The organism is Kitasatospora sp. NPDC023176 (assembly GCF_055560495.1).
Map to the genome: position 1 here is coordinate 19591 of NZ_JBVHIP010000054.1, position 21879 is coordinate 41469.

The following is a 21879-nucleotide window of genomic DNA, read 5'->3' on the forward strand; positions in this document are numbered from 1 at the left end:
ACCACCGTCAGGCGCGCTCCGGGGTCGGGGCCCCCGCCTTCTCCGGGCGCGCCGGACGGGGGGCCGCGGTCCCGGGCTTCCGGGCCCGGGACCAGCGGCGCATCATCGGCTGCTCGACCAGCGTGTACAGCAGCCAGGCGGCCAGCAGGCTGGCCGCGAGGAACGGCAGGCTCAGCGCCGTCGCCTCCAGCGCCGACATCCGCATCCCGATCCCGAGCGCCTTGGCGCCGTACGTGATCACCAGCTGGTGGACCATGTAGAGCGCGAAGGACACCTCGCCCAGCCACAGCGCCACCCGGCCGCTCAGGAACGAGCGCCGGCCCTCCAGATCGGCCACCGCGCCGGCCGGGATGAGCAGCGCCAGCGGCACGATCGTCAGCGCGGCCGTGCCGAACTGACCCGGCGCGTACAGCGCCCCGGCGTACCCGGCCAGGAACAGCAGCCCGGCGGGCAGCAGGCCGATCCGCGGCCATCCCCAGGCCAGCACGATCCGGGCCAGCAGCATCCCGAGGACGAACTCGAAGGCCCGCATCACCGGGAAGAAGTAGACGAACCACAGCTGGTCGACGGAGTAGTCCATCCGCGGCGAGATGTGCGGACCACCCGACAGCAGCAGCGCCGAGACGGCCGGCACGCAGAACACCGCCAGCACCGCACCGCCCGCCCACCACCACAGCCGCCCGGCCCGGATCCGGCCGACCGACGGCAGCAGCAGCGGGAACAGCAGGTAGAACAGCGCCTCGCAGCACAGCGACCAGCTCACCTGGTTGATCCCGGTGAGCACGTCGAAACGCGGGATCCAGGACTGCACCAGCAGCAGGTTCGGCACCAACTGGCCCGCGGTGAAGGCCTCCCCGCAGACCAGCATCAGGACCACCGCCGCCACCGCCGTCACCAGGTGGTTGGGGTAGATCTTGCACAGCCGGCGGCGCCAGAAGGCCCGGGCCGGCTCACCCGGCCGGGCCGACCAGGTGAGCACGAAGCCGCTGAGGACGAAGAAGAACGACACGCCCGTCGACCCGGCGGCGCTCCACCAGAAGCCCGCGCCGGTGCCGGAGGTCCAACTGCTCGGCAGGAAACGGAAGAAGGCGTGCGAGAAGAAGACCATCCCGGAGGCGAGGAACCGCATCCCGGTGAGGGTCGGCAGGTTCGGACGTCGGGGCGCCGTCGTCGCGGCGCCGGGTGTCAGGGCGCTCATCGCCGGGCGGTCCTAGCCGGCCTGCGGCGCCCAGCCGCTGCGGCGCAGCAGCTCGGCGAAGGTCAGCAGACCCGGGTGGGCGGCCCGCAGCGCAGGGATGTCCGCCCGGTAGCCGATCTCGTTGAACCACTCGAAGGTCTTCGCCATCCAGACGTCCTTCCTGGCCAACTCCTCCAGCGGGATGGCCTCGTAGCGAGCCGGGCGGCCGGTGTGCGCGGCGAAGGCGGCCGCGATCTCCGGGCCGGTCAGGGCCTCGCCGGCGATCTCCACGTTCCGGCCGACGAAGGCGTCAGGGGCCTCGAAGGCGTCGGCCACGAAGTAGCCGATGTCCTGGGAGGCCAGCACCTGGAGCTTGGTCTCCGGGTACAGCCCGCGGCGGAACACCAGGGTGCCGTCCGGCTCCGGCTCCGGCGGCAGGTCCAGGAAGTTCTCCATGAAGTAGACCGGCCGCAGGAAGGTCGTCGGCAGCTGCGCCGAGCGGATCGCCTGCTCCGCGCGGAGCTTGGTCTCCCGCCAGCCGACCCCGCCGGGCTTCTCCACCCCGCCGACCGAGCTGTGCACCAGGTGCGCGACGCCCGCCCGGGCGGCCTCCTCGGCGAACAGCGCCGCGTGCCGCTCCTCACCGTCCAGGCCGTTGCCGTGGGTCGGGGTGAAGACGGTGAACAGGCCGTGCGCTCCCCGCAGCGCCGCCCGGACAGCGTCCCGGTCGTCGAACTCGCCGCGCACCAACACGGCTCCCTTGGCCGCGAGTTCACGGGCGGCCGGCTTCTCCGGATCGCGGACCAGGACGTGCACCCCCCAGCCCCGGTCCAGCAGGTGCCGGGCGGCGCTGCCACCCTGGCGACCGGTCGCGCCCAGCACCAGAACCCACTTGTCGTCCGCTGCCACGTCCCACTCCTTCGCTAGCCCGTCGTGACGGCCGCGGACGGCACGGGCGTGCCCCGCGGCCGGGCCCCCTCTGCCGGATCGTGCCGGGCGCGCACTGGGGGCACCTCCCGGCCGAAGGCTGGGGGAGCCGCGCGCTGATCCGACAAGATCCGAAAGCGAGGACCCGGGCCTCAGCGTGGTGGGGGCGGCTCGAATCCGGCTCGAATCCATGGCCGCCGCCGGGGCCCGGCCGACCTGTGGGGGGACCGTACGGCGGGTGCGGTGTCCAGCCGCCCTCCAGCGCGGTTCGAGACGGTCGACGGAGCCTGACGCGCAACAGTGCGGCGATCCACGAGCAACGCTCCACACGTGCGAGAAGGGCGACCCATGGCACACCTACCCCGGCTCATCAGTCGACTGTCCCGGCCGTTGCTGGCGACCAGCTTCATCGTGGGCGGCTACGGCGTGCTCCGCGCGCCCGGCCCGCTGCCCGAACTCGCCCGGCAGCGCGGGGTGCCGTACCCCGAGGCCGCGACCCGGGCGACCGCCGCGGGCATGATCGCGGGCGGGGTGGCCCTGGGCACCGGGCTCGCGCCGGTGGCCGGCGGCGCCCTGCTGGTCGCCTGCCTGGTGCCGACCACGGTCGCCGTGCACGGGTTCTGGCGCCAGCCGGACCCGGCGCGGCGGCGGGCCCAGCGCAACGAGTTCCTCAAGAACGTCAGCCTGCTGGGCGGGCTGGTGATCGCGGCCGTGGACGCCCGGTCGACCCACCCGGCGCCGCCCGTGACCCTGGAAGGAGCCTGAGATGGCCGACACCCGACTGCCGCTCCCCGGCGGCGCGTTGGACCTCGTACCGGTCGCCGCCAAGCACGCGGCCGACGCGGACCAGCAGCGACGGCTCCACCCCGACGTGGTGCACGGCGTGGTCGCGGCCGGGTTCGCCCGGCACTTCGTGCCCGAGCGCTGGGGCGGCGACGCCGGCGGCTTCGCCGACCTGCTGGCGGCGGTGGCGACCGTGGGGGAGGGCTGCACCTCGGCCGCCTGGGTGGCGGCGCTCACCGCCACCGTGCCCCGGATGGCCGCGCACCTGCCGCTCGCCGGGCAGCGGGAGATCTGGGCGGACGGCCCGGACACCCTGCTGGTCGGCGCGCTGATGCCGCTGGGCCGGGCCGAACGGGCACCCGGCGGCTGGCGGTTGACCGGCACGTGGTCCTTCGTGAGCGCCGTCGAGTTCGCCGACTGGGCGCTGGTCTGCGGCCAGACCCCGGGGGAGGACGGTGGCCGGGTGGCCCGCTACTTCGCGGTGCGGCGGGGGGACTTCCAGGTGCAGGACACCTGGTTCACGGTCGGCATGCGGGGCACCGGCAGCAACACCCTGACGGTGGCGGACGTGTTCGTGCCGGACCAGCGGGTCTGCACCCGCGCGGCGGTGCTCGACGGCCAGTGCCCCGGGGCCGTCGACGGCTGCACCCGGGTGCCGCTCAAGGCCGTCAACGGGCTGTCCTTCGCGGCCCCGGTGCTCGGCGCGGCCCGCGCGCTGCTCGCCGGCTGGGCCGACTGGGCCGCGCCGAAGATCGCCGGCACCGGCGGCGGGGACCCTTCGCTGGCCGACAACGCCGCCCGCCACCAGGTGCTGGCCCGGGCGGCGGCCGAGATCGACGCCGCGCAGCTGCTGCTGGAGCGCACCGCGCGGGTCGCCGACGAGGGGCCGGTGAGCGCGCTGCACGCGGTGCGCGGCGGGCGGGACTGCGCGATCGCCGCGGAGCTGCTGCTGGCCGCCGCCGACCGGCTGTTCCGGGCGGCCGGCACCTCCGGGCAGGTCGAGAGCAGCCCGTTCGCCCGCGCCTGGCGGGACGTCAACGTGGCCGTGGGGCACCTGGTGCTGCGGTTCGAGCCGGCCGCGGGGGCGTACGCGCAGCGGGCGCTCGCGGAGCGGTAGCGGTAGCAGTAGCAGGAGCGGCAACCGGGACGGCCGGGGCCCGGGGGAACGGCGGTTCCCCCGGGCCCCGGCGTGTGGTCCGGCGTGTGGTCCGGAGCGGGTAGGGCGTCAGGCGGGACGGCGGCGGACCTGGGCGCGCTGCAGGGTCAGCCGCATGCCGCCCGTCGGCGCGTCGGCGAACATCCCGACGCCGAGGGCGAGTCGGGCGGGCCGCAGGCTCTCCAGCGGCCCGTCCGTACCCCGGACCGGACGGGCCGGGGCGGGCAGCGGGCGGCCGAGGTCCGGCACGGTGAAGACCTCGGTGCCGTCCAGCCACCAGTGCGCCGAGCCGCGCCCGCCGTCGACCGTGACCGTGCAGCGGTGGAAGCGGCCCGGGACCCGGGCGGCCACCGGGAGCTCGTACGTGAAGGACCCGACGCCGGGGCGCGGGAGCCGCTCGTACAGCACCAGCACCCGGTCGTTGGTGAGCAGGAAGTCCAGGACCAGGCCGGAGGCGAAGTCCACGCAGATCATGTTGGCCGAGGCGCCGGGTGCGCCGCCGTACACCTCGGTGGAGAGGTCCAGCCAGGCGGTCAGCACCTCGCCGTCGCGCAGTTCGAAGCCGGGCGCCCCGGTCTCGTCGGCCGCGTCGGTGCGCTCGGCGAAGGCGGCCCAGCGCAGGTGGCCGGCCGGGCCGGACGGTCCGGCCGCCGGGCGGGCGAAGGCGGGCAGTCCGGTGACCAGGTCGGTGCCGGTGGGTTCGACGACCAGCCCGGCGGAGGTCAGCCGGGCGCGGCCGTCCCCGGCGGGGCGGCCGCCGGCGGGGCGGGCCCGCCACCCGGACGGCAGACCGTCGGGGGCGGGCCGGGGCGAGCGGAAGTCGTCGGCGAGCAGGACCTCGCCGGAGGTGTCCTGGGTGTTCGTCACCGCGGTGCTCCCTGTCTCGGTACACGGGTGTCGGGCGGCGGGTCGGTCAGTCGCCGACCCCGGAGCGGTCCAGCGCCTCGGCGGCGGCCCGCAGGATCCGCAGCCGCCCGTCGAGGGAGGTGGCGGCGGCCGAGACCATCACCCCGAGGGTGGTGACGCCGGCCTCCGCGTAGGCCTGGAGCCGGTCGGCGAGCCGGGGCACCGGGCCGCAGAGCGAGGTGCGGTCGATGAAGTCCAGCGGGAGCGCGGCGCCCGCTCCCGCGCGGTCCCCGGCCGCCAACCGCCGCTGGAACAGCTCGACTTCGCGCTCGTAGCCCATCTCGCGGGCCAGCCCGAGGTAGAAGTTGTGGGCCGGGTCGCCGATGCCGAGCAGGTAGACGTACTGGTCGCGCAGGGCGTCGGCAGCGGTCGGGAGGTCCTCCGCGACCGAGGTGGGCAGGCTGGGCAGTACGTCGAAGCCGGTCAGGTCGGTGCCGGCGCGTTCGCGGCCGGTGCGCAGTTCGGCGACGGCCTTGGCGACGGCCTCCGGCGAGGTGAACACCCCGATCCAGCCGTCCGCGATCTCCCCGGTGAGCCGCAGGTTCCGCGGGCCGACGGCGGCCAGGTAGACCGGCAGCCGGGGCCGCAGCGGCTGGGTGAGCAGGTGCAGCGGGGCGCCGTCGCGTCCGGCGGGGGGCAGCTGGAAGTGCTTGCCCTGGTGGGTGACCGGGGCACCGGTCAGCGCCCGGCGGACGATCTCCACGTACTCGCGGGTGCGTTCCAGCGGGTGGTCGAAGGCCACCCCGTACCAGCCTTCGGACACGTCGGGGTTGGACACGCCCAGCCCGAGCCGGAACCGGCCCCCGCTGAGCGCGTCCAGGGTCGCGGCGGTGAGCGCGGCCAGGCCCGGTGGGCGGGCCGGGATCTGCATCACGCCGGAGATCAGTTCGACCCGTTCGGTCCGGCCGGCCACCAGGCCGAGCACGCTGGGCGCGTCGGACCGGTAGCCCTCCGGGGCGAGCACCGAGGCATAGCCCAACTCCTCGGCGGAGACAGCCAGTTCGGCGGCTCCTTGGTAGACCAGGTTCGCTGCCAGTCGCACGGTTGCTCCTCGCTCCTCGGTCTCTTCGCTGCGTGGTCCTTGCAGTGCGGTCCTTGCTGTGCGGTCCTTGCGGCAGTCCTCAGATCAGGTGGGCGCCGCCGTCGACCAGCAGCACCTGCCCGGTGGTGTAGGCGGCCCCGGCCAGGCTCAGCACGGCCTCGGCGACGTCCTCGGGCAGGCCCGTGCGGCGCAGCGGGGTGCTCTCCCGGACCTTCGCCGCGATCGGCGCGAAGAAGTCCTTGCCGCTGGTCCACGGCGTCTCGATCAGGCCGGGCGCCACCGCGTTGACCCGGACCCGCGGGCCGACGGTGTTCGCCAGCAGCCGGGTCATGTGCTCGATCGCGGCCTTGCTGACCGCGTACGGGATCGAGCTGCCGGCCGGTCGGCTGCCGGCCACCGAGGAGATGTTGACCACCGCGCCGCTGCCGGTGTCGGTCAGGTGGGGCATGGCGGCGACCGTGGTCTGCCAGGTGCCGATGACGTTCAATCCCAGGACGGTGCGCCACAGTTCGGGGTCGGCGCCGACCAGGTCGGCGTGCGGGACGGGCCGGGTGAACCCGGCGTTGTTCACCAGCAGGTCGAGCCGCCCGTAGTGGGCCACCGTCTCGGCGACGAGCCGCCGGGCCTCGGCCTCGACCGAGATGTCGGCCCGGACGTAGTGGGCGTCCGGCAGTCCGGCGGCGACCTTCTCGCCCGCCTCGACCGAGCGGGCCGAGTTGACCACCACGCGGTACCCGGCGGTGGCCAGGCGCTGGGCCACCGCCGCGCCGATGCCGGAGGAGGAGCCGGTGACCAGGGCGACCTTGGCGGCGGCCATCAGTAGTTCCCCAGTCCGCCACAGACGTTGAGCGCCTGCGCGGTCACGGCGGCCGCGTCGTCGCTCACCAGGTACTCGACCATCGCGGCCACCTCGCGGACCTCCACGTAGCGGCCGAGCGGCACCCGGGTGGTGATCCGGTCGTGCACCTCCTGCGGTCCGACCTGCCAGATGGCGCCGTAGTGCTCGCGCACCCGCTCGGCCATCGGGGTCTCGACGAAGCCGGGGCAGACCGCGTTGACGGTGATCCCGGTGCGGGCCAGTTCCAGCCCGAGGGCCTTGGTGAACCCGACCACGCCGTGCTTGGAGGCCGAGTACGGGGCGGCGTGCACCACGCCCTGCTTCCCGCCGGTGGAGGCGATGTTGATGATCCGTCCGCGCTCCTTGGCCAGCATGCCGCCGGCGTTGAGCACCGTCTTGGTCATCATGAAGACGCTGTTGAGGTTGGTGTTGATCACGTCGATCCACAGGTCGTCCGGGATCTCGGCGGTGGCGCCGCCCCCGCTGCGGCCGGCGTTGTTGACCAGGATGTCGACCGGGCCGAAGCGGTCGACGGCGGCCCGGACGTAGGCGTGGATCTGCTCGGGCTGGGCGACGTCGCAGACGGTGCCGTCGACGTCGAGGCCCTGCTCGCGCAACTCCTTGACGGTGGACCGGAGTTCCTCGTCCCGGCGGGCGCAGATGAAGACGCTCGCGCCGAGCCGGGCGAGCCTGGTCGCGACCTCCAGGCCGATTCCGCTGGTCGCACCGGTGACCAGGGCCACCGGCCGTGTTGCGTTCGTCATGCTGCCTCCACTGTGGTGATCGGCCCTTCGGGCGTGTCCGACAATTCCCGCCGGGCGCGAACTGTCAGACCTAGGTGCGTGCGGCAGCGAGCGTTCCGGCCGGCGCTAGAGGCGGGCTGGAAGGCGGCTGGAGGAGCCCGGGCCGGGCGCTCAAGCCCCCTTCGAGGCGGGCCGGGCACGGTGGGCGGGCAATCCCGCCCCTCCGCTCGGAAGGACCGCCGATGACCGTCGCCCCCGTACAGACCGAACTCCACTCGCAGGTCCAGCACTTCTACGCGCACCAGATGCAGGCGCTGGACGGCGGCCGGTTCGCGGACTACGCCGCGACCTTCACCGAGGACGGCACGTTCCAGCACTCGCCGCAGGCCGAGCCCGCCGTCGGCCGGGCCGGGATCGTCGCCGAACTGGTGCGCTTCCACGAGCGGTTCGCCGACGACCCGGTGCAGCGCCGGCACTGGTTCAACCACATCGCGCTGGAGGCCCAGCCGGACGGCTCGATCCGCTCGACGGTGTACGCGCTGGTGGTGACCGTCCGGCCCGGCGGCACGCCGGTGATCGCGCCGAGCTGCGTGGTGCACGACGTGCTGGAGGCGCGCGAGGACGGCCTCCTGCTGCGCTCGCGGCTGGTCACCCACGACCAGCTGTAGGACGTGTCGGACAGCACTCCGCCCCGCTGGACGTGGTCCAGCGGGGCGGAGTGCTGTCGGGCGGCACGGCCCGCCGCGGCCTCCCGTCGTGGCGTCCCGCCGCGGTTCAGGACGCCAGCCGGACCGGTTCGGCCGGCTCGCGCGCCTCCAGTGCCGGATCGCCCGCCAGCACCGCCTGGTGCAGCCGCTGCAGCCGGGCCGACGGCTCCACGCCGAGCTCGTCGATCAGCGTCCGGCGCAGCGACCGGAAGGCGTCCAGGGCCCGCCACGGGCTGCCCGAGCGGTACAGCGCCGTCATGAGCAGCGAGCAGAGGTTCTCGTTCATCGGGTGCTGCGCGACGAGCATCCGCAGCTCGCCGAGCAGCAACTGGTGGCGGCCGAGCAGCAGATCGGCCTCGATCCGCTTCTCCAGCACCTGCATCCGGGTCTCCTCCATGCCGAGCACCTCCGTCTCCAGCACCCGCCCGACCGGCACGTCCACCAGCGCCGGCCCCCGCCACAGCGCCAGCGCCCGGCCGAGCTGCCCGGACGCGACCCGGGGGTCGCCGCCGTCCAGCTCGGCGTTGCCCAGTGCGGCCAGCCGCTCGAACTCCGCGAGGTCGCAGCTGTCCGGGCGGACGGCGAGCTGGTAGCCGCCGAAGGAGGTGACCAGCACCTCCTTGGCCGACCGCTGGGCGGAGGCCGGCAGCGTGGCCGTGATCTTCCGGCGCAACTGCAGGATGTACGTCTGCAGCGTGGTGGCCGCACTGCGCGGGATGTGCTGTCCCCAGACCTCCTCCATCAGGGTCGGCACGGGGACGATGCGGCCGGCGCGCAGCGCCAGGAGCGCCAGCACCTGCCGGGGCTTGCCGGCGCTCGGAACCATGGACTTGCCGTGCTCGCGGATGGAGAACTGACCCAACACCTCGATATCCACGATGGGATCCCCCTTCAAGGTTGGCTTTCCGTCCTGCGGTTGAGCATGTCATCCGGGCGGGGACGGGCCCAGTGACGCCGTCACGCATTCTGGTGTGACGCCGTCATGCGGGATGTGCTCCGGTCATAGGTGGGGCGGGTCGGACGGGCCCCCGCGGTACTGATGGGGACGGCCCGCGGTGCCGGTGGGGACGGCCTGCGGCGGCCCGTCCGCCGGGCCGCCTCCAGCGCCGGTCCACCGGCGGTCCAGCTCCGGTGAACAGCCTTTCGGTGGACCGGACGACCGGACCGGTCGACCCGACCGAGTGGGAATGGGGTGAGCGTGCATGGCCGTGGACGCGGGGGGTTTTCGCGACCTGTTCGGCGCCTTCCCGACGATGGTCTCCATCGTCACGGCGATCGACGCGGGCGGGGAGCCGCGCGGCCTGACCTGTAACGCGGTGTCCGCGGTGTCCGTCGAGCCGCCGCTGCTGCTGGTGTGCGTGGACCGCCGCTCGCAGACCCTGGACGCCCTGCACACCGCGGGCGCCTTCGTGCTCAATGTGCTGGCCGACGGCGCCCAGGACGTCGCGCGGACCTTCGCCGGCCGGGCGGAGCACAAGTTCGCCGGGCAGCGGTGGCGGCCGTCCGTGGCGGCCGGCGGCGCGCCGGTGCTGGTCGACGCGGTGCTCGCCTACGCGGAGTGCGTGGTGGTGCGGAGCCTGGAGGCCGGCGACCACTGGATCTTCGTGGCCCGGGTGGACGGTGCCGAGACGCTGCCGCGCACGCCCGTGCTGTACCACCGGGGCGTCTTCGAGCCGTGGCGGCCTCACGCCCGGCAGGTCGGCAGCCGCCCGTGAAAGTCCACCATCTCGGCGAACAGCGCGCCGACGTCCAGCGCGGCGCCGGGCCGCGCCCCGCCCAGTTCGGCGTAGGCGCGTCGCAGGTTGGGGACGAGGCGTTCGGAGTCGAGCAGGGCGGCGAACTCGCCGAGTTCGCAGTCGCGGGCGGCCTCCAGCGGGCTCAGCCCGGCCGCCAGGCCGTCCGCCGCGACCTGCTGGACCCACCGCAGGTAGCGCTCCGTCTCGTCGAACAGCTCGGGGCCCGCCACCGGGCCGTGGCCGGCCACCACCGTCCGGGCGCCGAGCGCGCGCAGCCGCCGGACCACCTCGATCGACCCGGACACCGAGCCCATCAGGCAGAACGGGGTGACCCCGGACATCACCACGTCCCCGGTGAACAGCACCCGCTGCTCGGGCAGCCAGACCACCGAGTCGTTGCCGGTGTGGGCCGGCCCGGGGTGGATCACCTCGGCGACGGTGCCGCCGACGTGCAGGGTCACCCCGTCCCGGTAGGTGAGGGTGGGGGGTGACAGCTCGACCTCGCCCCAGCAGACCTCCGGCCACAGCGTGGTCAGGTGCAGTCCGGCGGCCGTCATCTCGGTCCGGGTGCGTTCGTGGCCGACCACCACGGCCTCGGGGAAGACGAAGTTGCCGAACGCGTGGTCGCCGTGGAAGTGGGTGTTGACCAGGTACCTCGGCATCTCGGGGGCTACCGTGGCGACGGCCTCGCGCAGTCGGCGGGTGCGGGCCTCGGTCGCGGTGGTGTCGACCAGTGCCGAGCGGCCGTCCGACACGATCAGGCCGGCGTTGCTCAGGCACCAGCCGCCGTCGGGCTGGACGTACGCGAAGACGCCGTCCGCCACTTCCTCCAGGCGTCCGTCCTGCGCTCGTCGGGTGGTCGGGGTGCGGGTGGTCGGGGTGGAGTCGGTCGGGGTGCGGTCGGTGGTCGTCACGGGGGCTCTCCTCGGTCGTCGTCGCGGCACGCTCCCGGGGGGCCGGGAGGCGCGGGGCCGATGACGCCCAACCATCCACGCGGTGGGTGGAGTTCGGCTCGAACAGCAGCCTTCGAACACGGCCTGCGGACAGCGCCCGCCCGTCCGGCATAGAGTCGATGGCGAGTCCGCGACCAGGTCCGCTGTACGGGGGAGTACCGGATGTCACGCCTGCCCGATGAGAAACTTCCGTCCCGACTCGCTGTCCGCATGGCGCTCGGTGTCCAGTGCGGCATCGCCTTCATGATGGTCCTCAACCTCCTTGCCGAGCAGCCGACTCCGGCCCGCCTGGCCGGAGCGCTGAGCGCCTCGGTCGGGGTGTTCGCCCTGCAACTGCTGCACTGTCTGCCCGCCGGCCGGCGGTTCCGCGACCGCCACGGCCGGCTGAGCCTCGCCGTGCAGGCCGCGCTCACCTACCTTCCGATGGTGCTCTGCGGCCTCAACTGGGGTGGCATGGCCGGGTTCCTGGCCGGCTCGACCCTGCTGCTGCTCCAACCCCGTTTGGCCTGGCCCCTGTTCGCGGTCGAGGCGGCCTCCACCGGTCTGCTGGCGGAGCTGCTCTCGGGCGATGTGCTGGGTGTCGCCTGGCTCACCACGTCGACGGTGGTGATCGGCCTGATCGTCTACGGGCTGACCAGGGTCGCCGAGTTGGTCGCCGAACTCCACCGGGTGCGCGCCGAGGTGACCAGGCTGGCCGTCGACCGGGAGCGGCTGCGGGTCGCCCGGGACCTCCACGACCTGCTGGGGTACAGCCTCTCGGCGATCATGCTCAAGAACGAGCTGACGTACCGGCTGATGGGCCGCGACGACGAGCGGGCCAGAGTCGAACTGTCCGAGGTGCTGACCATCACCCGGCAGGCGCTCGCGGACGTCCGCGGAGTGGCCTGGGGCTACCGGGAGATGCGCTTCGCCGACGAACTCGACTCGGTGCACGGGGTGTTGGACGCCGCCGGGATCAAGACCGTGGTGGAGCCACTGGTGGAGGTCGGCTCGCCGGAGGTCAACACGGTGCTGGCGACGGTGCTGCGCGAGGGGGTGACCAACCTGCTGCGGCACAGCGAGGTGCGGCACTGCCGGATCTCGGTCCGCCGGCGGGGCGGGCGGGTGCGGCTCACCCTCTCCAACGACGGGGTGCGGCCGAAGGCGCCCCGGGTGCGGCGCCGGGGCGGCGGGCTGGACAACCTGACGCAGCGGGTGGAGCGGATCGGCGGCAGCCTGACGTCGATCGTCGACCGGGAGGGCTGGTTCCACGTGGTGGCGGACTGCCCGGTCGAGGCCGGGCGGGAGGTCACGGTATCCAGCCGTTGTCCCGAGCGATTCGAACCGCGTCCAGCCGATTTCGCGCGCTGAGCTTCACCACGGCGGTGGTGAGGTAGTTCCGTACGGTGCCGACGGACAGGTGGAGCTGTCCGGCGATGTCGACGGCCTCCTCGCCCGCCGAGGCGCGGGCCAGCACATCGGTCTCGCGGGGCGTCAGCGGGTTCTGGCCGCGGTCCCACAGGGCGACCGCCAGCTGGGGGTCGATCACCCGGCGCCCGCCGGCCACCGTGCGGATGGCGGCGGTGAGTTCGGACGGCGGGGCGTCCTTGAGCAGGTAGCCGTGCACCCCGGCGTCCATCGCCCGGCGGATCATCCCCGGCTGGTCGAGGGCGGTGAGGATCAGCGTCCGGCAGCCGGGCAGCTCGGTCCGCACCTGGCGGGCCGCGGTGATCCCGTCCAGGCCGGGCAGGTTGACGTCGATGACGGCGACGTCCGGCCGGTGCTCCAGTGCCGCGGCGAGGATGCCGTTGCCGGTCGCGACCTCGGCGACCACCTCCAGGTCCTCCTCCAGGGTGAGGAGGGCGACCAGGGCCCCGCGCAGGATGCGCATGTCCTCAGCCAACAAGATCCGAATCATTGCGCCCGACCCCCGTCTGCCGCATGCCGACCCGCCCCGCGCAGTCCCGCGCCGCCCCGGCCCGCTGTGGCCCGCGCCATCCCGCCGGGTCCCGCTACGTCGCCGTGGCCGTCGGTCGATGGTAACAACGCCGTGTGTCGGGCAGGGACTCCCTCATTTCGGGACGGTTGCCGGGGTGGATCCGCGAGGGGGTCGCCGGCGGGTTCGGTGGTGGGGAGCCGGGGCCGGGGTTCCGGATTCGCGGTTCCGGATTCGGGGTTCCACATCTATCTCGACGTGAAGTATCTTGATGTCGAGATTGATGGTGGACGCGAAACGAGGACCTGTCATGCGGGGGAACGGACTGTGGGCGCAGCTGCGGCGGCCGCCGGGCGGGCGGGACGCGCGGATCATGCTGCTGGCCCAGGGCGTGGACCGGACCGGCACCGGAGTGTGGGCCGCCGCCTCGGTCCTGTACTTCACCTACGTCTGCGGGATGGACGCCGGACGGCTCGGACTGCTGCTCGGCGTCGGCGCGGTGGCCGGGATCATCGGCTCCCCGCTCGCCGGGCGGGCCGCCGAACGGCTGTCGGTGCGCGGCCTGTTGACCGGCTGCCACCTGGTGCGGGTGGCCACCATGGCGCTGCTGCTGGTGGTCGACGACTTCACCGCGCTGCTGGTGTCCGTCGCCCTGACCTGCCTCGCCGAGCGCGGTGCCAAGACCCTGGAGATGCTGTTCGCCACCCGGGTCGCGGGCGAGCGGCGCGCCACCTACCAGGCGCTGTTCCGCAGCGTCGCCAACGGCGGGTACGCGGTCGGGACGGGCTTCGCGGCCATCGGCCTGGCCGTCGGGACCACGACCGCCTACCGGGCGCTGATCGTGGCCAACGCGCTCTCGTACCTGCTGGCCGCCGCGCTGATCCGGCGCACCGGGGAGCCGGTCGGGCGGGGCCTGGTGACGGCCTCCCCGGCGGCGCCCGTACCGTCGGACGGCGGGGAGACCACCGCCGGCGCCGTGCCGAGCCCCTGGCGGGACCGCGGCTACCTGCTGTTCGTCCTGCTGGACCTGCCGATGTGCCTGGACGACTCCGTCCTCAACGTCGGCCTCCCGCTCTGGCTGATCCACCACACCGACGCGCCGCACGCCGTCGTCCCGGTCTTCCTCACCCTCAACACCGCCCTGGTGGTGCTGCTCCAACTCCGTTTCTCCGCCTGGGCCGAGCGCCCGCGCGGCGCGATCAGGGCGGTCGGCTGGTACGGCGTCACCCTGTTCGCGAGCTGCCTGCTGATCGCGCTCTCCACGGGTGGCGGACCGCTCACCGCCTCGCTCGCCCTGCTGGCCGCCGCGGCGCTGGTCACGCTCGCCGAACTGATGCGCTCGGTCAGCTCCTGGGAACTGGCGGTCAGCCTCGCCCCGCCCCGTGCCCGGGCCTCCTACCTGGGCGTCGCCGGAATGTCCCAGTCCGTGCAGAAGTCCGTCGGCCCGATGCTCCTGACCGGCGTGGTGATGGCCGCCGGCCCGGCCGGCTGGCTCACCCTCGGCGCGGCCTCCACCGCCCTCGCCGCCCTCCAGCGCCGGGCCAGCCTGCGGCGGCTCGCGTCCCTGGAGGCTCCCTCGGCGGTTCCGGCGGAGCCGGTCGCCGTCGCCTGACGGGGGCGCGGGGACGTGTGCAGCGCACGATGGTCCGGCGGACACCGAGATCGCCGTCCGCGACTTCCTCGCCATACGCCGGACCGGCTGCGCCCCCACAGCGCATTCCTGGTGTCGTCGTCGGCGTAGCCCGCCTCGACGCGGGCGGTGAGTGCGGCGCTGAACACCTGCCGGCAGGGAACGACCGCCTGCAGGGTGATGCGCGGTTCGTCGGACACCGGCCGTGTCGGCCGTCGCTCCCGAGGCCGTCAGGTGCAGACGGCGCCGGACGCCTGCCAGTTGGAGGGGTCGACCATGGTGGCGGGGACGGTGGTCTCGTGCGGGAGCTCCTTGCCGTCCTTCAGCCGGTCGACCATCTGTTGGACGGCGAGCGCGCCGACCTCGGAGCCCTTGAGGAGGAGCGCGGCCCGCATCGCGGCGGGCTTGCCGGGCAGCCAGTCCTTGCAGGCGAGGTAGGCCCCGATGCCCATGCCGATGATGTTGTCCGGTCCGAAGCCCGCCTCGGTCAGGGCCTGGATGCCGCCCTCGGTGTCCTCGTCGTTGCAGCCCCAGACCACCCAGTGCTTGACGCCGGGTTTGGGGGCGAGGGTGTAGGCGGTTCGGTGGTGGGCGTCCTCGACGGTGTTCTCCGTCCACACCTTCGCGGTCTTCAGCACGGCACTGGCGTGGACGGAGAACGCGTCCACCGCCGCGTTCATCCGGTCCCGGCAGACCGGGATGTCGCTGTTCCCGATCGACAGCGTCCAGGTGTCGGCGGCCTTCCAGCCGGCCTTGGTGTACTCGGTGGCCGCGCGTTCACCCACCGCGGCGCCCATGGTGGCGCCGTTGAAGCCGACCCGGGGCACCAGTCCCTTGGTGAAACAGGCACTGGGATCGGTGTAGTCGGCGCAGATCTGGTCGTCGGCGGAGAGCAGCGGAAGGCCCGCCTGACGGGTGAGGGCGACGAGTTCGGGGCCCGCGGAGGGATCGGGGACGACGGCGATGAGGCCGCTCGTCTTGTTGTCGATCGCCTTCTTGGCCTCCGCGAGCGAGCGGTCGCGGTCGTTGCCGACGTTCACGACGGTCAGCTCGACGCCGAGCTCGCGGGCCTTGGCCTTGGCTCCGGCCGCCTCGTCGACGAAGTATCCCTGGTCGCCCTGCTTCTGGAGGAAGGTGATGGAGATCGGGCCGTGGCCCGAGGTGCTCTGCCCTCCGCCCGAGCATCCGGTCAGCGCCAGAGCGAGAGCGGCCGCGCCGACGGCGGCGGCGGGCGCCGGTCGGCGGGCTCGAGTGGTGCGCATGGCCTGGTTCCTTTGAACGGCGACCGCCCGACGTGCGGCCGGCGGTGCGGATGAACGCGAGGACGGAAGGGCAGGAGGGCAGGGCAGAGTAAGCGTGAGGGCGGAAGGGCAGGGCAGGGTGAGCGTGAGCGTTTGAACGTTCAAATCGCTCAGAAGCCAACGCATTCGAACGCAGAACTGCTAGGAAACGCCACGTTCATCTGGCCGTCAAGATCTCGCGACCACGAGATGCAGGCCGATACTCGCTCGTTATCGCTGCCGCGAGCGGCACTTGGGCCGGACCAGGGCGAGCTGCCGGGCTGCGTCGGCCCTGACTGGGGCCCGAGCGGCTTCCGGTGCTTTCGACATTACTCAACACATCTGAACAGGCGATCGCGCTGTCACCTCTGGCACTCACTCGGCCCGGACGTGACCGAGCAGCGGACCGACCGGATCACGTGGGCCAACCGGACCATGTCGGCCGACCGGACCATGTGGACCAACCGGACCACGAGGACCAAGCCGACCACGTGCCTGCCGCAAGGCCGTTCAGCGACGACGAGGACGAGGCGGGCACCGAGCTTCCACGGCACCCTCGCCACACCCCGGTTACCACGAATCGGAGACGTATAGTCACACGTTCCACCACAACAGACGCACCCGAAACGGTCGGGCCGTCGGGCCGTGCCGCCCGTGGGCCGGCCGCGTCCGCGTGCTGACCTAGGAGTGCCACGTGACTGACAACGCACAGCTGCTGGCGCGGCAGCGGCGCGCGATGATCCTCGAATGGCTCCGGCAGCGGGGCGGGGTACGGGTGAACGAACTCACCCGTGAGTTCGGCGTCTCGGACATGACCATCCGCCGGGACCTGGACGCCCTCGCCCGGCAGGGGCTGCTGGACAAGGTGCACGGCGGGGCCGTCCCGGCCGGTGCCCCGAGCAGCCAGGAGCCGGGCTTCGAGGCGAAGTCGTCCTGGCAGCCGTCGGCCAAGGAGGCGATCGCCCGGGCCGCCGCGGAACTGGTCCGGCCCGGGATGGCCGTGGGCCTGGGCGCGGGTACGACCACGCACGCCGTGGCCCGGGAGCTGGCGTCGGTGGACGGGCTGACCGTGGTGACCAACTCGCTGCGGATCGCCGAGGTGTTCGAGCAGGCCGGCCCGGGTGCGGGGGCCGGGACCACCGTGCTGCGCACCGGCGGGATCCGCACGCCCTCCGACGCCCTGGTGGGCCCGCTCGCCGACCAGGCGATCCGCTCGCTGCACGTCAACGTGCTCTTCCTGGGCTGCCACGGCATCTCCGCCGAGGCCGGGCTGACGTCGCCCAACCTGGCCGAGGCGGAGACCAACCGGGTGTTCATCGGCTCCGCGCGCCGGGTGGTCGTGGTCGCCGACGACACCAAGTGGGACACCGTCGGCCTGGCCACCTTCGCCACCCTGGACCAGGTCGACGTGCTGGTCACCGACGAGGGGCTGTCCGCCGAGCGGCGGGCCGTCGTGGCCGAGCGGGTGGGCGAGGTGATCGTCGCAGAGTCGGTCAACTGACCGGCTGGTGACGGTAGTCGGTCACTCGACTCCCGGCGGGGAGAGCGGGTGGGGCGGGGCGGTGCGGCTCCGGCGGATAACGGGATCGTCTCGAATTGACGTGAGCGGAACGAAGGTCTTGACGAACGCCCGGCCGGGGAGTTTCCTGTGCGAGCACGTTTGATCAAGTTGAGTTCTGATCGATTGTGTTTGATTCAAGCGGTACCGGCCTCGCGGGGTCTCTCCGCGGGCCCTTCCCCCTCACCTTCTCCTTGTCGGGAGCCTTTCGCATGTTCATTCGTCGTCCTGGTCGGGTCCTGTCCGTTGCCGTTCTGGGCTGCGTGTCCCTCGTAGCCGCGGTGGGGTGTTCGACAGGCCAGGAGTCGTCGTCGGGTGCGGGTGACACGGCAAAGGTCGAAGGCAAGGTGTCGCTGACGTACCTGCAGAAGCAGGGGGATCAGGAGTACTTCGTCGGCGAGGCGGCGGGTGCGAAGGCGAAGGCCGCGGAGCTGGGGGTGGACCTGAAGGTCGTGAACCTGGGCGACGACGCCAACAAGACGGTCAGCGAGGTCCAGTCGGCGATCGCCGGCAAGAGCAACGGGCTGATCGTGGTCGTGCCGGACCCGGCGGTGGGCCCGCAGGTCGTACAGACCGCCAAGGACGCCAAGGTCGCCCTGCTCACCTCCGACGACCAGATCTGCGTGACCGGCCCGGCCCCGGCCGCCTGCGCGAAGAGCGATCTGGTCCCGCGGGTCGGGTTCAGCGGCGAGCAGATGGGCGGCGAGGTCGGCAAGCGCGCCGCCGCCGAGTTCAAGAAGGCCGGCTGGAACGCGGCCGACACCCGGATCATCTCCGCCTGGAAGCAGGACGTCACCGTCTGCGGCGACCGCGTCAAGGCCGCCAAGGCCGCATTCACCCAGGCCGCCGGTGACGGCGTGAAGAACATCGACGTCGCCACCGACAACACCCCCACCGGCGCCCAGGACAAGACCGCCGCCACCCTCACCGCCAACCCCGGCGTCAAGCACTGGATCGTCTGGGGCTGCAACGACGAGAACGTCCAGGGATCCGTCACCGCCCTGCAGAACGCTGGCGTCAGCCCCGACGACATCGCCGGCGTCGGCCTCGGCGCCTACCTCGCCTGCAAGGACTGGACCAGCGGCAAGCCCTCCGGCATGAAGGCCGCACTCTTCATCAACGGCAAGGACGTCGGCGCGCTGGCCGTCCAGACCATGTACGACAAGCTCAAGAACAACAAGGACTTCCCCGCCGAGGGTTTCGCCTCCACCACCATGGTCGACGCCGCCACCTGGCAGAGCAGCGGCATGACCTGCAGCTGACGGTGCCGCACCAGAACCTCCGATTCGCACCTCCAGCGAGGCACACATGACCGCACCCGAGTCCCCGCCCGGCGCCGGACCGTCCCCGCAGCCCGCCCTCGGCCTGGCCGCCGAGAACGTCGGCAAGGCCTTCGGCAGCGTCCGGGCACTGCACGGCGTCACCGTCGCCTTCCCGCCCGGGCAGGTCACCGCCCTGATGGGCGAGAACGGCGCCGGGAAGTCGACCCTGCTGCGCATCCTGAGCGGCGACCACCGCCCGACCGAGGGCCGGGTCCTGCTCGACGGCGCCCCCCTCGACCTCTCCTCGCCGACCGACGCGCGCCGCGCGGGCATCCGGATCATCCCGCAGGAGCCGGAGATCATCCCGCACGTGTCGGTCGCCGAGAACGTCTACGCCGGCAGCCTCCCCCGGCGGGCCGGCCGCCGCTTCGACCGCGCCGAACTGCGCCGCAGGATCACCGCCGACCTCGCCGCACTCGGCTTCGAGCAGGTCCTCGACCCCGACCTGCTCGGATCAGAACTCACCGCCGCCCAGCGGCAGTTGGTCGAAATCATGCGAGCGCTCACCGGCGCCGTGCCACCCCGGGCGATCGCCTTCGACGAGCCCACCTCCTCCCTCTCCGAGCACGAGGTGGAGGCGCTGTTCGCCCTGATCGGCCGGTTGCGCGACCAGGGCATCGCGATCGTCTACGTCTCGCACCGGATGAAGGAGATCTTCCGGCTCGCCGACCGGGTCGCCGTCCTGCGCGACGGCACCCTCACCGGCGTCCTGCCCGCCGCCGAGACCGACGAGCGCGAGCTGGTCCGGCTGATGGTCGGCCGCGACCTGGCCGGCCTGTTCGTCCGCCAGGACGTCGCCACCGACCGGGTGGTGCTGGACGTCCGCGGCCTCACCACCGACGACGTGCGCGACGTCAGCCTCCAGGTCCGGGCCGGCGAGGTGGTCGCCCTCGCCGGGCTGATCGGCGCCGGCCGGTCCGAACTGGCCCTCGCCCTCGCGGGGGACGCGCCGATCCGCTCCGGCGAGATCCTCCTCGGCGGCCGGGCGGTGCGCCTGCGCTCGCCCAAGGACGCGATCCGGGCCGGCCTCGGCCTGGCCCCCGAGGAACGCAAGGCCCAGGCGCTGTTCCTGCACCGCGCCATCCGGGACAACACCTCCCTGGTCAGCCTCGACCGGCTGCGCCGCCGGCGCTTCGTCAAGCGCGCCGCCGAGAAGCAGCTCGCCCAGGAGTACGCGGACCGGCTGCGGGTGCGCGCCCCCTCGATCGAGACCGAGGTCCGGACGCTCTCCGGCGGCAACCAGCAGAAGGTGGTGCTCGCCCGCTGGCTCGCCCGCCGCCCCGAGCTGCTGATCCTGGACGAACCGACCCGCGGCGTCGACATCGGAGCCAAGGCCGAGATCTACCAGATCATCGCCGACCTGGCCCGGGACGGCGTCGCCGTCCTGGTGATCTCCTCCGAGCTGCCCGAGGTCCTCGGCCTGGCCGACCGGATCCTCGTCATGCAGAACGGCCGGATCACCGGCGAACTCGGTCGCGCCGAGGCCTCCGAGGAGGCCGTCCTCGCCCTGGCCATGACGGATGACCTCGCCACCGGCCCCCGTACCACCGACACCGACGCCACCACCGGAGTTGCCCGATGACCACCCCCTCCGCCACCGCCGACCAGCGGCCGCAGGCCCCGGCCGGGCCCGCGCGGCCGACCGGTCCGCGGGCGCTGCTCGACGTCGTCGGTGGCCAGAACCTCATCCTGCTGCTGGCCCTCGCGGCCGTGCTCGCCCTGTTCGGCTCGCTCGACATCAACTACCTGAGCTGGAACAACATCCAGGTGATCGCCGAGGCGGCGACCATCGCCGGGCTGCTCGCCGTGGTCCAGACGGTGGTGATCATCTGCGGCGGCCTGGACATCTCGGTGGGCTCCCAGGCCGGCCTCGCCTCCGTGGTGAGCGCGATGGTGTTCACCTCCACCGGCTCCAGCGCGCTGCTCGGCATGGGCGCGGCCGTCCTGGTCGGCGCCGCCGTCGGCCTGCTCAACGGCGCCGTGATCATCTACGGCCGGGTCAACCCGACCATCGCCACCCTGGCCGGACTGGCCGCGTACAAGGGCGTCGCCCAGCTGATCTCCGACGGACGGGCCCAGGGCTACGTGCTCGGCGACCCGCTCTTCGTCTTCCTCAGCCGCGGCAAGATCGCCGGCCTGCCGACGATGGTGTGGATCCTCATCCTGATCGCCGCCGCCGTGCACGTCCTGCTCACGTACACCGACATCGGGCGCAACATCTACGCCCTCGGCGGCAACGACACCGCCGCGCGGCTGGCCGGCATCAACCTCAACAAGTACCTGCTCTCGGTGTACGCGCTCACCGGCATGGTCGCGGCCGTGGCCGGTGTGCTGCTCACCGCGCGCACCGGCTCCGGACAGCCCGTCTCCGGCAGCGAGGGCCTGGAACTCCAGGCCATCACCGCCGCCGCCCTCGGCGGCTGCGCCCTCAAGGGCGGCAAGGGCGGGATCGGCGGCACCCTGCTGGCCGTCGCCCTGCTCGGAGCCCTGCAGAACGGCCTCACCGTCCAGGGCATCAACACCTTCTGGCAGAACGTCGCCCAGGGGCTCCTGCTGGTCGCCGCCGTGGTCATCCAGCAGCGGCGCGGCCGCGAGCGGGCCGTCGGCCTGCCGGCCTGACCCGCCCGCTCCTGAGCTCCCCTGGAGGCCGCCTCCGCCCCCCACCGGAGGCGGCCTCCGCCATGGGCGCCGCCGACGCCGCCGACCATCCTGGAAACGCCGACCTCCGTGACGTGCCGGAGGTCCCGGAAGGCAGAACAGTGAAGAAGACCGCCACCAAGCTCGCGGACGGCCGCGAGCTGACCTACTACGACACCGACGAGTCCGTGGTCCGCGACGCCACCGACCCGCGGCCGCTGGAAGCCACCACCAGCCTCTCCGCGATCCGGCTCGACCCCGCCACCGGCGACTGGGTCACCATCGCCGCCCACCGCCAGGCCCGCACCCACCTCCCGCCCGCCGACGAGTGCCCGCTCTGCCCCTCCCGGCCGGACTGGTCGAGCGAGATCCCGGCCCTCGACTACGAGGTCGCGGTCTTCGAGAACCGCTTCCCGTCGCTCTCCTTCGACGCGGCCGCCCACGTGCCCGCGGAGTCCGGCCCGCTGCACACCCGCGCCCCCGGCGCCGGCCGCTGCGAGGTGGTGTGCTTCACCGCCGACCACGACGCCTCCTTCGCCGACCTCACCCCCGGACGCGCCCGCCTGGTC

At 73.2% G+C, this 21879-nt stretch carries 20 protein-coding genes and 1 pseudogene; 11 read left to right on the top strand and 10 right to left on the bottom strand.

Annotated elements, in window-relative coordinates; all coding sequences use genetic code 11:
• Window positions 1-7: 7 nt before the first annotated feature.
• Together ACZ3YL_RS39470 and ACZ3YL_RS39475 are read right to left on the bottom strand one after the other, a co-directional pair.
• Window positions 8-1198 (bottom strand): acyltransferase family protein, encoded by a 1191-nt coding sequence (locus ACZ3YL_RS39470; RefSeq protein ID WP_465662428.1) that lies wholly within the window; start codon window positions 1196-1198, stop codon window positions 8-10.
• Window positions 1199-1210: 12 nt separating this feature from the next.
• Window positions 1211-2086 carry an NmrA/HSCARG family protein gene (locus ACZ3YL_RS39475; protein ID WP_317621427.1) on the bottom strand — a complete coding sequence of 292 codons (876 nt, stop codon included), beginning with the start codon at window positions 2084-2086 and terminating at the stop codon, window positions 1211-1213.
• Between the two features lie 366 nt (window positions 2087-2452).
• Between ACZ3YL_RS39475 and ACZ3YL_RS39480 the strand changes: the two genes are divergently transcribed.
• Window positions 2453-2869, top strand: a complete 417-nt coding sequence (locus tag ACZ3YL_RS39480; RefSeq protein ID WP_188309022.1) for a DoxX family protein — start codon at window positions 2453-2455, stop codon at window positions 2867-2869.
• A 1-nt stretch (window position 2870) separates the two neighbouring features.
• Window positions 2871-4004 (top strand): acyl-CoA dehydrogenase family protein, encoded by a 1134-nt coding sequence (locus tag ACZ3YL_RS39485; protein ID WP_465662431.1) that lies wholly within the window; start codon window positions 2871-2873, stop codon window positions 4002-4004.
• A gap of 108 nt (window positions 4005-4112) precedes the next feature.
• Here the strand turns inward: ACZ3YL_RS39485 and ACZ3YL_RS39490 are convergent, their stop codons facing one another.
• The 4 genes from ACZ3YL_RS39490 to ACZ3YL_RS39505 form a co-directional block, all read right to left on the bottom strand.
• Entirely contained in the window at window positions 4113-4910 is a 798-nt protein-coding gene (locus ACZ3YL_RS39490; RefSeq protein ID WP_465662433.1) for a DUF6081 family protein, read from the bottom strand.
• A gap of 46 nt (window positions 4911-4956) precedes the next feature.
• Window positions 4957-5991: an LLM class flavin-dependent oxidoreductase gene (locus tag ACZ3YL_RS39495; RefSeq protein WP_188304371.1), complete on the bottom strand. Its 1035-nt coding sequence runs from the start codon at window positions 5989-5991 to the stop codon at window positions 4957-4959.
• A 79-nt stretch (window positions 5992-6070) separates the two neighbouring features.
• On the bottom strand, window positions 6071-6808 hold the full coding sequence (locus ACZ3YL_RS39500; protein WP_188304372.1) for an SDR family NAD(P)-dependent oxidoreductase: 738 nt from the start codon (window positions 6806-6808) through the stop codon (window positions 6071-6073).
• Window positions 6808-7593, bottom strand: a complete 786-nt coding sequence (locus tag ACZ3YL_RS39505) for an SDR family NAD(P)-dependent oxidoreductase (RefSeq protein WP_188304373.1) — start codon at window positions 7591-7593, stop codon at window positions 6808-6810. The genes ACZ3YL_RS39500 and ACZ3YL_RS39505 overlap by 1 nt, the downstream gene beginning before the upstream one ends.
• Window positions 7594-7814: 221 nt before the next feature.
• On the opposite strand from ACZ3YL_RS39505, the gene ACZ3YL_RS39510 reads away from it, so the two are divergent.
• Window positions 7815-8240, top strand: a complete 426-nt coding sequence (locus tag ACZ3YL_RS39510; RefSeq protein ID WP_188304374.1) for a nuclear transport factor 2 family protein — start codon at window positions 7815-7817, stop codon at window positions 8238-8240.
• 106 nt (window positions 8241-8346) lie between these two features.
• On the opposite strand, the gene ACZ3YL_RS39515 is transcribed toward ACZ3YL_RS39510, so the two are convergent.
• Window positions 8347-9156 (bottom strand): AfsR/SARP family transcriptional regulator, encoded by an 810-nt coding sequence (locus ACZ3YL_RS39515; protein ID WP_188304375.1) that lies wholly within the window; start codon window positions 9154-9156, stop codon window positions 8347-8349.
• 325 nt (window positions 9157-9481) lie between these two features.
• Here ACZ3YL_RS39515 and ACZ3YL_RS39520 point away from each other — a divergent pair, with 325 nt between their 5' ends.
• Window positions 9482-9994 carry a flavin reductase family protein gene (locus ACZ3YL_RS39520; protein WP_188304376.1) on the top strand — a complete coding sequence of 171 codons (513 nt, stop codon included), beginning with the start codon at window positions 9482-9484 and terminating at the stop codon, window positions 9992-9994.
• Here the strand turns inward: ACZ3YL_RS39520 and ACZ3YL_RS39525 are convergent.
• A complete protein-coding gene (locus ACZ3YL_RS39525) occupies window positions 9964-10929 on the bottom strand; it encodes an MBL fold metallo-hydrolase (RefSeq protein ID WP_465662436.1) in 966 nt (321 codons plus the stop codon). The genes ACZ3YL_RS39520 and ACZ3YL_RS39525 overlap by 31 nt on opposite strands.
• 249 nt (window positions 10930-11178) lie before the next feature.
• On the opposite strand from ACZ3YL_RS39525, the gene ACZ3YL_RS39530 reads away from it, so the two are divergent.
• Window positions 11179-12318 carry a sensor histidine kinase gene (locus tag ACZ3YL_RS39530; RefSeq protein WP_465662438.1) on the top strand — a complete coding sequence of 380 codons (1140 nt, stop codon included), beginning with the start codon at window positions 11179-11181 and terminating at the stop codon, window positions 12316-12318.
• Here the strand turns inward: ACZ3YL_RS39530 and ACZ3YL_RS39535 are convergent.
• The gene (locus ACZ3YL_RS39535; protein WP_188304379.1) at window positions 12257-12865 is read right to left on the bottom strand and encodes a response regulator transcription factor; all 609 of its coding nucleotides are present in this window, start codon (window positions 12863-12865) and stop codon (window positions 12257-12259) included. The two genes, ACZ3YL_RS39530 and ACZ3YL_RS39535, sit on opposite strands and share 62 nt — an antisense overlap.
• A gap of 328 nt (window positions 12866-13193) precedes the next feature.
• Here ACZ3YL_RS39535 and ACZ3YL_RS39540 point away from each other — a divergent pair, with 328 nt between their 5' ends.
• On the top strand, window positions 13194-14495 hold the full coding sequence (locus ACZ3YL_RS39540; RefSeq protein WP_465662440.1) for an MFS transporter: 1302 nt from the start codon (window positions 13194-13196) through the stop codon (window positions 14493-14495).
• A gap of 248 nt (window positions 14496-14743) precedes the next feature.
• On the opposite strand, the gene ACZ3YL_RS39545 is transcribed toward ACZ3YL_RS39540, so the two are convergent.
• Window positions 14744-15775, bottom strand: a complete 1032-nt coding sequence (locus ACZ3YL_RS39545) for a substrate-binding domain-containing protein (protein WP_465662442.1) — start codon at window positions 15773-15775, stop codon at window positions 14744-14746.
• A gap of 712 nt (window positions 15776-16487) precedes the next feature.
• Between ACZ3YL_RS39545 and ACZ3YL_RS39550 the strand changes: the two genes are divergently transcribed.
• The 5 genes and pseudogenes from ACZ3YL_RS39550 to ACZ3YL_RS39570 form a co-directional block, all read left to right on the top strand.
• Entirely contained in the window at window positions 16488-17294 is an 807-nt protein-coding gene (locus ACZ3YL_RS39550; protein ID WP_188304383.1) for a DeoR/GlpR family DNA-binding transcription regulator, read from the top strand.
• Between the two features lie 404 nt (window positions 17295-17698).
• Window positions 17699-18613, top strand: coding sequence for a substrate-binding domain-containing protein (locus ACZ3YL_RS39555; protein ID WP_317621011.1), 915 nt, complete (start codon window positions 17699-17701; stop codon window positions 18611-18613).
• A gap of 46 nt (window positions 18614-18659) precedes the next feature.
• Window positions 18660-20255, top strand: a complete 1596-nt coding sequence (locus ACZ3YL_RS39560; RefSeq protein WP_465662445.1) for a sugar ABC transporter ATP-binding protein — start codon at window positions 18660-18662, stop codon at window positions 20253-20255.
• Window positions 20252-21292, top strand: coding sequence for an ABC transporter permease (locus tag ACZ3YL_RS39565; RefSeq protein WP_188304386.1), 1041 nt, complete (start codon window positions 20252-20254; stop codon window positions 21290-21292). Before ACZ3YL_RS39560 ends, ACZ3YL_RS39565 begins: the two co-directional genes overlap by 4 nt.
• A 140-nt stretch (window positions 21293-21432) precedes the next feature.
• Window positions 21433-21879: pseudogene (locus ACZ3YL_RS39570) on the top strand (galactose-1-phosphate uridylyltransferase); the annotation flags it as partial.

Bases quoted from the DNA above. Each gene is read 5' to 3' on its own strand.
- ACZ3YL_RS39535 (WP_188304379.1), bottom strand. From the start codon at position 12,865: ATGATTCGGATCTTGTTGGCTGAGGACATGCGCATCCTGCGCGGGGCC.
- ACZ3YL_RS39500 (WP_188304372.1), bottom strand. From the start codon at position 6,808: ATGGCCGCCGCCAAGGTCGCCCTGGTCACCGGCTCCTCCTCCGGCATC.
- ACZ3YL_RS39530 (WP_465662438.1), top strand. From the start codon at position 11,179: ATGGCGCTCGGTGTCCAGTGCGGCATCGCCTTCATGATGGTCCTCAAC.
- ACZ3YL_RS39520 (WP_188304376.1), top strand. From the start codon at position 9,482: ATGGCCGTGGACGCGGGGGGTTTTCGCGACCTGTTCGGCGCCTTCCCG.
- ACZ3YL_RS39540 (WP_465662440.1), top strand. From the start codon at position 13,194: ATGCGGGGGAACGGACTGTGGGCGCAGCTGCGGCGGCCGCCGGGCGGG.
- ACZ3YL_RS39560 (WP_465662445.1), top strand. From the start codon at position 18,660: ATGACCGCACCCGAGTCCCCGCCCGGCGCCGGACCGTCCCCGCAGCCC.
- ACZ3YL_RS39485 (WP_465662431.1), top strand. From the start codon at position 2,871: ATGGCCGACACCCGACTGCCGCTCCCCGGCGGCGCGTTGGACCTCGTA.
- ACZ3YL_RS39510 (WP_188304374.1), top strand. From the start codon at position 7,815: ATGACCGTCGCCCCCGTACAGACCGAACTCCACTCGCAGGTCCAGCAC.
- ACZ3YL_RS39480 (WP_188309022.1), top strand. From the start codon at position 2,453: ATGGCACACCTACCCCGGCTCATCAGTCGACTGTCCCGGCCGTTGCTG.
- ACZ3YL_RS39545 (WP_465662442.1), bottom strand. From the start codon at position 15,775: ATGCGCACCACTCGAGCCCGCCGACCGGCGCCCGCCGCCGCCGTCGGC.
- ACZ3YL_RS39470 (WP_465662428.1), bottom strand. From the start codon at position 1,198: ATGAGCGCCCTGACACCCGGCGCCGCGACGACGGCGCCCCGACGTCCG.
- ACZ3YL_RS39505 (WP_188304373.1), bottom strand. From the start codon at position 7,593: ATGACGAACGCAACACGGCCGGTGGCCCTGGTCACCGGTGCGACCAGC.
- ACZ3YL_RS39565 (WP_188304386.1), top strand. From the start codon at position 20,252: ATGACCACCCCCTCCGCCACCGCCGACCAGCGGCCGCAGGCCCCGGCC.